A 12,724-nucleotide genomic window follows, 5' to 3' on the forward strand; every position below is an offset into this window, starting at 1 on the left:
CTTTTTGATACAAAGCTCCCCGTTAATCCCCAGAGTTATGAGCATCTCACCTTGAAGTCATTACAGTATATGGGTATAAATAACCCCCCATTAAAAGGATATGAGATGTATTTGCAAATGCATTTGTGTTTCATTAAGCCTCGTTGTAGTTAGGCGATGAAAGAAAAGAATTATTTATGGAACACCAGTAGCTGCATCATTGCTGTATTGCTGGTTTTACCGATTTTAGCGATTTTTACGACTGCTGTTGGAGAAACTGATGAGCTATTTTCTCATCTTATGTCCACAGTAATGCCCACCTATACTTATAATACGGTGGTTTTAGTCATAGGAACCTTATTCCTGTCTTTGGCTTTTGGTATTCCGTCAGCTTGGATTATGGCAATGTGCCGTGTTCCAGGAGAGCGCGTTTTACAGTGGGCGTTAGTGCTGCCATTAGCAATGCCAGGCTATATTGTCGGGTATATCTTTACCGATTGGTTCGACTTTGCAGGTCCTGTTCAAATTCTGCTACGAGATTTAACAGGTTGGGGGCCCGGAGAGTACTGGTTCCCAGACATTAGAACCTTGTTCGGAGCTATTTTTGTTCTGTCACTTGTTCTCTACCCCTATGTTTATTTGCTATGCCGCGCGGCTTTTATGGAGCAAAACGTCTCCTTATTGCAATCCGCTCGGTTGTTAAAGTGTTCACCTTGGGAAAGCTTTCGTCGTATTTCCTTGCCGCTTGTTCGTCCATCAATGGCGGTCGGGCTATCACTGGTTGCAATGGAAACCATTGGTGACTTTGGTACCGTAAGTTACTTTGCAGTCAATACCTTAACGACTGCGGTTTACGATACTTGGTTAGGTTACTCAAGCTTAACGGCTGCTGCGAAAATATCGGCGATCATGCTGGTTATTGTGATCCTACTATTGAGTTCAGAGCGATACAGCCGTCGCAAACAGAAATTATTCCAGAATCAATTCAGTAGTCGTGAAGATTTTCGTTACGACCTTTCCGGTTGGAAGAAGTGGTTAGCATTGTTTTGGTGCTGGGGGTTGGTGTGTGTCGCATTCTTGTTCCCTCTTGCCCAGTTAATGATTTATGCCTACAAATATTTTGCTCAAAGCTGGACCCCTGAATTTAGAGAGTATGCCGTTAATAGCCTTTATGTTTCGGTAGTTGCTGCAATTATTGGTGTCGTTATTGCTTTGATTGTGAACTTCAATCAACGTGTTAGCCCAAGTAAGAAAAATCAGGCTTATATGCGTATCGCTTCTATGGGCTATGCCGTTCCAGGCACCGTGTTAGCCATTGGTGTGATGGTCCCAGTTTTGTTTATGGATCATTTAGTCAACGACATTGCAAAAGTGATGGAATGGACAGGACCAGGTTTGATCTTCTCTGGTTCTATGTTTGCACTTATCTTTGCCATGGTCGTGCGTTTTTCAGCGGTTGCAATTGGCAGCATTGAAAGCAGCTTGAGTAAAGTTTCTCCTTCATTGGATATGGCATCTAAAACAATGGGCTGCAATACCAACCAGATGTTACGTCGTGTTCATTTACCTTTGATTAAACGAGGCGCATTGATCGCCGGATTATTGGTGTTTATCGAATCAATGAAAGAGTTAAATGCAGCATTGCTGTTACGTCCTTTCAACTTCGAAACATTGGCGACCTATGTTTATAACTATGCCTCAGATGAGCACCTAGAGTTGGCGGCGATGCCTGCTGTATTATTGGTGTTAGTGGGTTTAATTCCTCTGATTATCGTAAACCGTTCCTTGGAGCAGAAACACTAATGAGTTGTGCATTATCAATTAAAGATCTGACTTGTAAGTACGAGTCCCAAACTATTTTGGAATCTCTTTCTTTAGAAGTTGAGCATGGTGAAATTGTTTGTCTGCTTGGTGCCAGTGGTTGTGGTAAGACAACACTTCTTAAAGCGATAGCCGGTTTGCTTCCATTGAGTAGTGGTGTCATGAGCTTGAACTGTCAAACCATCGACGATGGAGACAACTGGTTACCACCTGAGCAGAGAAACATCGGAATGATCTTTCAAGATTACGCCCTGTTTCCGCACTTGACGGTAAACCAGAATATCTGCTTTGGCCTCAAAGGCCTCTCTGATCAGCAAAAGAAAGAGAAAGTTCAAGAGATGTTGGAGCTAGTTCACTTAGATGAATTCGGTGACCGATACCCACATCAACTTTCTGGTGGTCAACAGCAGCGCGTAGCGATTGCTCGTTCTTTAGCGTACAAGCCAGACTTATTGTTATTGGATGAACCCTTCTCAAATATTGATACTCAAGTTCGCCATGAGTTGATCTCTCAGATTCGTAAAATATTTAAAAAGCAGGGTGTTACTGCTATTTTTGTAACGCACAGCCGTGAAGAAGCATTCGCTTTTTCAGATAAAATGGCGGTAATGAACCATGGTGTGATTGAGCAATATGGTTCAGCATCTGAGTTGTACTTCCACCCATCGAGTAAGTTTGTTGCTGATTTCTTAGGTGGTGGTAGCTACTTGAATGCACAGCGTATTTCAGATAATGAATTTGAAACGAGCTTGGGTCTGATAGAAGCGAAAGCACAAACTCAAATCGAAGTGGGAGCGGAATGTGCGTTGTTACTAAGACCACAGCATATAGTGGCGAGTCATGATGTCGACAGTAACCTGTCAGTGTTGGAACAACAATTTATGGGCGACCACTGTCGTTATGTGATTGAAGCTAACGGTCAGAAACTGTTAGCAACGTCTTCTGAGGCTCTAGGTGTTGGTATGCCAGTCACCGTAAAAGTAGATACCAAAGGTGTATTGGCGTTTTAATGATACGCAGTAAGTATCGTTTTGCCGAAAAGTAAAATGCATTCGTAAAAAAGCCCAGTACTTTGATACAGAGTACTGGGCAAGAGTTCTTCACCTATAGGGGTTAACAAGGCAGTGGTTTGTTAAGTCCCATTCAAAACTGCTGCACTCTATAAGTCTATAGAGAGAGGAAGTCTTTCACTTTTTGAAGAACACGTTCTGCAGTGTCTTTATCTTCCATTTCTGCGAAGATTCGCAGTAACGGCTCTGTTCCTGAGAAACGAGCGATCACCCAGCCGCCATTCTTGAAGTACACCTTGGCACCATCTTCATAGCTAACTTTTTCAATTTCGTATTCAAATTCAGGCAGTTGTTTCTCTACGTAAATCTTGGTGTAGAGGGCTTCTTTCTCTGAGGGCTTAAACTGGCAATCTCCTTCTGCCGTATAGGCATAGCCATACTTAGAGTAGATTTCATCAAGTAACTCAGATAGTTTTTTGCCTGTTACACTGATCATCTCAACCAGTAAGCTTGAAGCAAATACGCCATCCTTACCTTTGATGTGACCTCGAATGGTTAAACCGCCCGAGCTTTCACCACCAATCAGTGAATCATCTGCTTCCATTTGAGAGCTGATATGCTTAAAGCCTACAGGAACCTCAAAGCTCTTCTCACCATGATCTGCCGCTACTTTGTCGAGTAGATGCGTGGTGGCGATGTTACGAACGACAGAGCCCTTCCAGCCTTTGTATTCCAGTAAGTAGTAGTAAAGTAGGAGTAGCACTTCGTTGGGGTGAATGAAGTGACCTTTCTCATCAATGATGCCTAAACGGTCAGCGTCACCGTCGGTACCAATACCAATATCATAGCCTTCAGCTGCCACTAAATGTTTTAGGCGGTATAGCGTTGCTGCATTTGGGGACGGCATAAGACCGCCGAAATCTGGGTTCTTACCATCGTTGATTACGTCGACATCACAGCGACCGTTGATCAGTACGGTTTGCAGAGCATTTTTCGCAACACCAAACATTGGATCAATCAGTACGCGCAGGTTGGCTTTCTTAATCGAATCGATATCGATGAAGTTGATGATTGAATCAACAAAGTCGTTCATCGGGTTGATGATCTCGATTTCTTTGTCGTTTAACGCTTGTTCGAAATCGACTCGTATAACATCTTCGTTGGTCAGTGTTGCGATTTGCTGTTCGATCTTCTCTGTGATGATCTCGTCAGCATCGCGTCCACCTTCAATGAAGATCTTTATGCCGTTATAGTCCGCTGGGTTGTGAGAAGCGGTAATACACGCAGAGTAAATACATCCCATCTCTTTTGCTTGGAACATCACGATAGGTGTTGGAACGAACTTATCAATGAAGCTTACTTTGATGTTGTTCGCCGCAAGTACTTCTGCAAACCAGCATGCCGCTTTATCTGAAAGGAAGCGACGGTCATAGCCAATAACGAAGCCATTCTTGGCTGCATCTTCATTATTGATGATGTTAGCGAGCGCTTGCGCTACAAGGCGAACATTGTCTCTGGTGAATTCTTCACCAATGAAAGCGCGCCAGCCACCTGTACCAAATTTAATCATTAGAAAATCCTTTTAGTCTCATTGCCTCAAGTCGATAAAGACTTGAGGCAAGAGCTGTTCGTTAAATTAAGTGACTAGCCTAGAACAACGACAACATCGTTCACGCTGCCTTCTGCTTGTACTGGGATTGCACCTTCAACTGACTCACCGTTGATAGTGATAGAGGTAACCCCTTTGCTTACTGCATTCGGGTTTTGCACTGTGATGTTGTAAGTCGCGCCACGCCATTGACGAGTAACCTCGAATTCCGGCCAATCAGTCGGGATACAAGGATCGACTGTTAATCCTTCAAAGCCAGTGCGAACACCAAGAATAAAGTTGGTTACCGCGAAGTAAGCCCAACCAGAGGTACCCGTTAACCAAGGGTGGTTTGCACGACCATGGTCTTGGTGATCTTGACCCATGATGAACTGCACGTACGAGTAGGGTTCTGCGTAACGCGTTTCAATCATGTCGTTTTGGTTGTATGGGTTCAGTGCGTCGTAGAACTTCATAGCACGGTCACCACGACCTAGCTTCGCTTCTGCTACCCAAGCCCATGGGTTCGGGTGAGAGAAGATTGCGCCATTCTCTTTTACGCCTTGATAAACGCGAGTCACAAAGCCGATATCATCGTTTGGTGTTGCGAATGAAGGAGAATTTAGGTGCAGGCCGTATTCAGAGAAAAGGTTCTCATCGACAGCGTCCATCGCTTTCTCGCCACGCTCTTGAGATACCGCGCCAGATAGAACCGCTAGCGTGTTTGACTCAAGGTGCACACGACCTTCAGCTTGTTGAGCGGTACCGATCTTGTCGCCATTTTTAGTCAGGCCACGGATGTACCAGCCACCCTCGTCATCCCAAAGGTGTGTTTCACACGCTTCACGAACGTTCGCTGCCATTTCAGTGTACTTAGCAACGTCAGCATCGTTATTACGGAACTTAGCAAGATCTAGGAATTCTTGTAGCGCCCAGAAGTGTAGGAATGAAACCATTGAAGATTCACCACCACCTAGGTTCAAACAGTCATTCCAGTCTGCGCGAAGACCCTTACAGATACCGGTTTGACCTACGTATTCTGCAGAGAAGTTCAGTGCCGCTTTCATGTGTTCGTAAACGGTCGCTTCGCCACCGTCTGCGTATGGGATCACTTCATCAAAGAAGTCGTGTTCACCGGTTTCCATTACATATTTGATGATGGTCGGAACGATCCATAAGTGATCATCAGAACAGGTGTCTTCAATGCCATGGATCTTATCGTCGTCTGAAGGCGTTGGAACAACCGTTGGCGATTTTGAAGGTTCAACATCTGCTTTTTCTGGATCGAACCAGTCAGGATCGAACAAGTGTAGACCGTAGCCCGCTTTCACTTGGCCGCGAAGCAGGTCGATAATACGTTTCTTGGTCATTTGTGGGTTGGCATGAGGTACTGAGATGGCATCTTGCGCAGTATCACGGTAACCAAGGCCAGTACGACCACCCACTTCAATGAAGGATGCAAAGCGAGACCAAACCACACAGGTTTCGGCTTGGTATAGCGTCCATGTGTTGATCATGGTGTCTAAGCCTTCGTTTGGAGACTTAACTTGGAATTTGTTGCAACGCTCGTCCCAGTGATCTTTGATGCCTTGGAAAGCGGCATCGACGTTAGCTGTGTCTTGGTACTTTTCACGTAGGCGCTCACCGTTGCCTTTACCGATACCTAGTACATAAGCAAAGCGAACTTCTTCACCCGGCTGAATCGTAAATTGCTTGTGCAGAGAACCACAGTGGTTGTAACAGGTTTGGGCGCTGTTAGAACATTTACCGTTCTCAACGGCAATTGGGTTCGCTTCATCACGGTACATGCCAAGGAAGTTATCACGTTGGCCGTCGTAGCTGTCTGGTGAGAAAGTTGAAGCTAGGTAGTAGAAACCTTCAAAGTCGTTAGTGTTGTAGTACAGGTCGTATTCAAGAACACCTTCTTGGTAAGACGTACCCGCAGAGTACAAAGACATCTGATGGTTCTGATTATCCGATTGGATGTGGCTGAACGAGAACTCAACAAATGAGAAAGTGCTGATGGTTCTTGGCTTGTCAGTGTTATTTTTCAGCACGACGTCCCAAACTTCCGCATCTTCACCCTTAGGAACGAATAACGTTTTGGTTGCTGTAATACCACTGTATTCACACTTGAATTTTGAGTATGACAGGCCGTGACGAACTTCGTAGTTCGCTTCATCTAGGCTCTTTGCCACAGGCTGCCAAGAGATAGACCAGTAATCGCCCGTCTCATCATCACGCAGGTAAACATAGTGCCCTGGACGGTCGAAGGTGCCGTTTGGACGGAATTTAGTAACACGGTTGTATTCCGGAGAATTGTAGAACGAGTAGCCGCCAGCATTGTGCGAAATCACGGTACAAAACTTTTCAGTACCTAGGTAGTTGGTCCAAGGTGCTGGTACATCAGGGCGAGTGATGACGTATTCGCGATTATCGTTATCGAAATAGCCGTATTTCATTGTCATTTCCTTTTTAACAAACTGCATCTATGCAGCTAATTTTTAAATAATGATGCTGAGTCGAATCTGACTGAGCACCTTAATCAGGGGAAGCAAGCTCTCGACTTGAGTGTGCTTTGGCTTCGTTTTATTCAGCTTTCCAAGGGTTGCGATAATCAACATTGAGTCTGTCGAGTAATGGCAGATGGCCCTTTAGGCGAGATAGGTAATCTAGCCAGTTTCGGTTGTGTTTATGTGTCCAACATCCTTCAGCTAAAGCGCTAATTCTTGGAAATACCATGTAATCCATGCGCTTTTGATTGGTAACGATCTCACACCATAAAGCACACTGAATTCCGCGGATCCGCTTACGAATTGGATCGGTGTCGGATATCTCTGCGAGGGCTTCGTAGGTATAAGCTTGTTCTAAGGGGATAACGGCAGCCCAATCTACGCCCGGTTCTTCCGGTGCATAATCTTGGGTCATGTCGAGATAGGTAAACTGTGCTGGTTGCAGCACCACATCAAAGCCTTGGCGAGCACAATTGATAGCGGCTTCTTCACTGAGCCATGAATAGATGATGGTCTCTTTGCTCACCTTGTCGCCGTGCTGTGCTTCTTCCCAGCCCACCATGCGCTTACCAAGTTGTTTGAGTTTGTTCTCGGCATAGCGGAATAGGTGGCCTTGTAGGTCTTTGCTGTCTTGATACTGGTGCTCTTTCATCAGTGCTTGAGCGGCAGGGCTGTTGGTCCACACACCGGGTGGTACTTCATCTGCGCCCATGTGGATCAATTCGCTAGGGAAAAGCTCTGCAACTTCTTCAATAACGGCATCTAGGAATTGGTAAGTACCCGGTAAACCTGGATTTAGCACGTTGTCGTTGTAGTGCTGAATACTCTTGTATTGTGTGGTGTCTGCTTGCTCAACTAGCATGTCTGGTAGTGATTTGATCGCGGCGCGACAGTGTCCTGGGATATCGATCTCTGGGATCACCGTGATGCTGCGTTGCTCTGCGTATTCAATGACTTCGCGAATCTGTTGCTGCGTGTAGAAGCCGCCATAGTTATCCGCAAGGTGGGTGTATTGCGGTTCTAATGCATGATCAGGACCTCGCCAAGCGCCGATTTCAGTCAGCTGAGGCAGGCTCTTAATCTCAATTCTCCAACCTTCATCGTCAGTTAGGTGCCAATGAAATACGTTGAACTTGTAGTGCGCCAGTTGATTGATTAAACGCTTCACTTGCTCTACCGAGTGGAAGTGACGCGCGCAGTCCAACATCATGCCTCGGTACTTAAAGCGAGGGTGATCGGCGATTTTGCAGCATGGAATAGAAAAATTTTCGGCATCCAGTTGTTGAATCAATTGAATCAGACTTGCCACGGCGTGTGTAAACCCAGACTGGCTACCTGATTCAACAATTATTTGTTGTTCAGTAATGCGGAGTTTGTATTCTGCTTCGTCTAATGTTGGATTGCTGCGAAATAGAATGTCGCCGCTTTCGTCTTTTGAAAGTTCAGTTGAAAGCTCATTCGAAATCGACAGTTCAAAGGTAGAAAGTAACTCTTGCTGCAACCAAGAGACGGCTTTATCTGCAAGGTGAGATTGAACCTCAATCTTGCATTCACAGCTTAGCGCGAAACTACCTTGCTTGAGTTCGATCTGATTTGGTTGAGGAATCAATGCTATCTCAGAAGCGTTAACTTCAGGTATTTGATTGCGTTCACGGTATGGCGAAGCCAGTACTATGGGTGATATCGCGACAGGCAGTACCGATGTTTCTCCATCATGATGTGATTGGATAAATGCATCATTAAGGCCATCAGAATAGAAGCGGAATGGGGCGCTTTGAATACTGAATTCAAGGTAGTAATGGTTATTGGCCTTTAACACGGGCGAACTTGGTTTGAACGAGCAATAGCTTCCAACTTGAGTCAGTTCACCTTGCGATAGACTCTCAGGAAGGATGAATCGGTCAAATGCAAAATGCAGAGACCAATCTTTTACGTCGAGGTCACTTAAATTATGTACCGTAAGGCCAAATCGGCAGTTATTTTTTTGTTCAGAAAGAACAGCTAAGTCGATGCGATAATTCATATAACTTCCCTGCTAAGCCTGTTGATACAAGTTGTGTTGTGACTTGCCGGCAAACATCAATGCGCCTTCGATAGCGTCAAATTGAGGTTTAACGATCCATTGTTGTACTGGTGGTGATAGCCAGTTGAGAATACGCTCAGCGATACTTCCCATTAAGCACACCTTGTCAGCGCCTTTTCGATGCAGCGCTAATACAAACATTTCGATATCGGCTGCAGTCTGCTTAAGCATCTCTATAGCCAGTTCATCGCCTTCATTTGCCAGTTGAAAAATGACGGGAGAGAATTGACCGTAATCTTTTGGAATCGCGCCTTTTGACCATGCCACGATCGCATCAACATCATTATTGAAATGATTCATAACATGTTGAGTCAGTGGGGTTTTGTTACGAATACCATCTTCAGCGAGTAGAACTTGCTGAATTAAACGAAGGCCCATCACTGCGCCGCCGCCTTGGTCAGAAATTGGAAATTCACGACCACCAACCACGTGTTGTTCGCCGTTGTTTAGGTAGATACCACATGAACCTGTACCACCAATCATGATCGCGCCGTCTTGGCCATTATGTGCACCAATACATGCACCATAGGCGTCTGTATTGAGTGTCATACTTGCGAAAGGGTGTGCTTGTGCCATGAAGTCGAGCCATGCTGACTTCTGTTCAGCACCAGCTAGCGCCAAACCAACATGCATATTAGAAAAATCGTTAGAGTTGAGTTGCCCTTGTTGTGCGGCTTTAGTAATCGCATCAACAATTGAACTCATTGCAACATCGACACCCAAAAGGATGTTGGCACTGCCACTTTTCGCTTCACCAATGAGTTTGCCTTGGTCATCACGAATGCGAGCACGGCAAGATGTACCGCCACCATCAATACCTACGTAGTAAAGCGTCATGATTATTGCTCCTTACTTTGTGCTAGGAAGTTGAATTGCGCAGCCGTTGCTAGCAAATACCACGCTCCATGAGGGATCCATTGTTCACCCCAGCGCCAGTTTTGAAGCATGTCGTCTTTCTGTGCTGGTGGGTTGAATGCGATGTCTTGTTCGTCTTCGAACCCTGCCGTGATGCCATTGCAAATCCCGCCTTTGGCATTGAAGAAACCAAGTTGTGGTAGATAGTCTGGGTTGTTATGACCGTGGCCATCAAGCATGCACATGTGGTATGGGTTGAGGCCCAAAATCCAGTCAAGGCTATTTTGTGAAAGTTGGATTAGACTCTGCTGAAGGTCATTATCTTTAATGTGCGGTTGAACTAGGTAAGCCATGGTCGCAATTGAGCCAAGACGTGCGTTTTCGCCTTGCCACCAGTAGCCAGTTTCGTTTTGTTGAGCGACAAAGAAGGCATCGCGCTTAACACCATCGACAGACTTTACGTACTGTCTTGGGTAGCCAAATGGATTGATAACTTTGTCGGTAATGTTGATTTCGAACTGACAAGCTTGCTCAACAACCACACGTGCTTGTTCTTTCAACTCAGTGTCAGTTTCATTATCGATGTACTCGCATAGAGCAATTACAGGAAGGCCAGCTTCAGCTGCATGGAAATAGGGGCGAGAGCCATCAGCATTAGCTGACCAAAAGTGCTCAAATGAATCATCAGATTGCTGACGAGAGATCAAGCGACTAGCCCAAACTCTTGCTTCGGATAGGTATTGCTGGTCTTGAGTTACGCGATACAGCTCATTGGCTGCGAGCAGGGCACAATACTCATCGATGATGTTCTCTTCACCATCGTTTAGGTACTGGAGGTTGTACTCTTTTAGGTGCCAGTAACCCTTAACAGCCGTTTCAAGGTAGGTGTGGCTCGAGTAACTGCCAGAGGTTTCAAGCTCAGATGCAGCAGCCAGTGCTGCAATAGCGACGCCTGCACCTTGTCGGTAGCCAGCTTGTAAGTCTGTTGATTTATGGCCTTCTTGAGTCGCATAAGCGCAGATGTCACGTTGATTGATGTCTTTACTCCACTTGTCGAATACCGTCATGTAAAAGTATCCATCAGCGTCCTGCATACGCACTAAGAAATCGGCACCGAATAGGGCTTCTTCCACTAAACGAGTCATAGAGAATTTAGGAAAGTCTGGGTTATTGCTAGTCAAGCGCACGCTTTTGAGCATGTTCCAAACAACCATCGGAATTTGTTGTGGGTTGAGATAATTGCCATAAGATAGGTGGCTAAAGTACTTACTTACATCACCCGATGCGTCGTACCAACCGCCATGAACATCGACGTATCTGTCAGTGCCCATAATTTGTGCTTGTCGATCTTTTTTGTCGAAACTACCGCCACAGCGTTGTGACTTAAAGTAATGAAGCACATCAGAAAACGTGTGGTTCATTAATAGGTTGCTACCAATCTCAAATACTTCAGAGCGTAGGTTGTCAAAACGTAGGTAGTAGCGACCAGATTCAGTGAATGAACTGAAATCGATAGTGAAGAATTGCCCTTGATGCCAATTTGCTACGCGGCCTTGTTTAACCACATCAAAACTTCCGACAGTGATATGGTTGTCGGCACACACCAAAAGTGCAGTCGTACTTGATAAGCGAGCTTTCTTCGTTTGCAGAATAGCCTGCTTTGGAGCCGTGGATTCGTAGCCAATATGGTTGGTCAATAACAGCATCAATATTCTCCGACAGTCCTAGTTTCTATTGGCTAGGTACTTGAATGTTTTGGATATAAATAGTTAGGGCCCGCAGACCCTAACTTGGTTTTATTGCTTAGCTTTCGTGTAGGTAACAACGCACAAAGTGGTTATCAGCTAACTGCGTAACCCCTGGTAACTGCTCTTTACACTTGTCCATTGCATGAGTGCAACGGCCTGCAAATGGGCAACCTGCTGAGACTGGTGTCCAAAGAGGGATCTCACCTTTGTTGCCTGCGAGTTGTTCGTGGATCGATTTTTTAGGATCTGGAACCGCAGAAACAAGCAGTTGGGTGTAAGGATGCTGAGGGTTAGCAATCACATCATCGGTATCGCCCCATTCCACCATGTGTCCTACGTACATCACTGAAAGATCTTCAGCAATGTAACGAGCGGTTGCGATATCGTGGGTGATGTAAAGTAGAGACATTTGTTTCTCAAACTTCATTTCTTCCATCAGGTTCAAAACACCAGCACGAATCGATACATCAAGCATCGATGTTGGTTCATCGGCTAATACAACTTCTGCACCAACTGCAATGTTACGGGCTAGGTTGACACGTTGACGCTGACCACCAGAGAGTTGATGAGGGTACTTCTCTGCCGTTGCTTGTGGTGGCACTAAGCCAACTTGCTCTAGAAGATCGTACACACGTTCCTGTAACTCTTTCTTGTTGCCCGGAGATACTTTTTTGTGGATCAACAATGGTCGAGCTATGTGGTGAAAGATGTTATGTGTTGGGTTCAGGGAACCAAACGGGTCTTGCCATACCATCTGCACGCCTTCACGGTAGTGCATAAGATCTTTTCTGCTTGAGATCTCTTGGATATCACGACCTTTGTATTCGATCGTACCGCCCGAAGGCGCGTACATTTTTGCGATCATTTTTGCTGTTGTTGATTTGCCTGAACCTGACTCACCAACCACAGCTAGGCCGCGACTTTTATACATCTTGAATGATACGTCGTTAATCGCACGCATCATTGGGGTTTGAATTGTGGTACTGCTTATTGGGAAGTCTTTTACGACATTCTTGCCTTCTACCAATAATTGACCGAAATCTTTGCTCATAATTGTCTCCAGAATCCTTATTCGCTTTGCTTGCATTTCGGCGGTCGAGCCGCCTTATTCGTTATTCACGCTGAAT

General features: G+C 45.4%; 8 protein-coding genes. 2 read left to right on the top strand and 6 right to left on the bottom strand.

Annotated elements, in window-relative coordinates; all coding sequences use genetic code 11:
* Positions 1-156 precede the first annotated feature (156 nt).
* Together AB6C75_RS00905 and AB6C75_RS00910 are read left to right on the top strand one after the other, a co-directional pair.
* The gene (locus AB6C75_RS00905) at positions 157-1,782 is read left to right on the top strand and encodes an ABC transporter permease (protein ID WP_372106438.1); all 1,626 of its coding nucleotides are present in this window, start codon (positions 157-159) and stop codon (positions 1,780-1,782) included.
* Positions 1,782-2,810 carry an ABC transporter ATP-binding protein gene (locus tag AB6C75_RS00910; RefSeq protein ID WP_012604719.1) on the top strand — a complete coding sequence of 343 codons (1,029 nt, stop codon included), beginning with the start codon at positions 1,782-1,784 and terminating at the stop codon, positions 2,808-2,810. The genes AB6C75_RS00905 and AB6C75_RS00910 overlap by 1 nt, the downstream gene beginning before the upstream one ends.
* A 157-nt stretch (positions 2,811-2,967) precedes the next feature.
* Here AB6C75_RS00910 and AB6C75_RS00915 read toward each other — a convergent pair whose 3' ends face one another.
* The 6 genes from AB6C75_RS00915 to AB6C75_RS00940 form a co-directional block, all read right to left on the bottom strand.
* Positions 2,968-4,380: a phosphoglucomutase/phosphomannomutase family protein gene (locus AB6C75_RS00915; RefSeq protein ID WP_009847570.1), complete on the bottom strand. Its 1,413-nt coding sequence runs from the start codon at positions 4,378-4,380 to the stop codon at positions 2,968-2,970.
* A gap of 74 nt (positions 4,381-4,454) precedes the next feature.
* Complete coding sequence (locus AB6C75_RS00920) at positions 4,455-6,860, bottom strand: GH36-type glycosyl hydrolase domain-containing protein (protein ID WP_372106440.1); 2,406 nt, start codon at positions 6,858-6,860, stop codon at positions 4,455-4,457.
* Between the two features lie 127 nt (positions 6,861-6,987).
* Positions 6,988-8,934, bottom strand: coding sequence for a beta-N-acetylhexosaminidase (locus tag AB6C75_RS00925; RefSeq protein ID WP_372099105.1), 1,947 nt, complete (start codon positions 8,932-8,934; stop codon positions 6,988-6,990).
* Positions 8,935-8,946: 12 nt separating this feature from the next.
* Entirely contained in the window at positions 8,947-9,831 is an 885-nt protein-coding gene (locus AB6C75_RS00930) for an N-acetylglucosamine kinase (protein WP_017103857.1), read from the bottom strand.
* 2 nt (positions 9,832-9,833) lie between these two features.
* On the bottom strand, positions 9,834-11,555 hold the full coding sequence (locus tag AB6C75_RS00935; RefSeq protein ID WP_371709515.1) for a glycoside hydrolase family 9 protein: 1,722 nt from the start codon (positions 11,553-11,555) through the stop codon (positions 9,834-9,836).
* A gap of 97 nt (positions 11,556-11,652) precedes the next feature.
* Entirely contained in the window at positions 11,653-12,648 is a 996-nt protein-coding gene (locus AB6C75_RS00940; protein ID WP_009847565.1) for an ABC transporter ATP-binding protein, read from the bottom strand.
* Between the last annotated feature and the right edge of the window lie 76 nt (positions 12,649-12,724).

It is taken from the genome of Vibrio sp. 10N.237.312.B06 (assembly GCF_041464685.1).
In the GTDB taxonomy this organism is placed as follows: Bacteria; Pseudomonadota; Gammaproteobacteria; order Enterobacterales; family Vibrionaceae; genus Vibrio; species Vibrio tasmaniensis_A.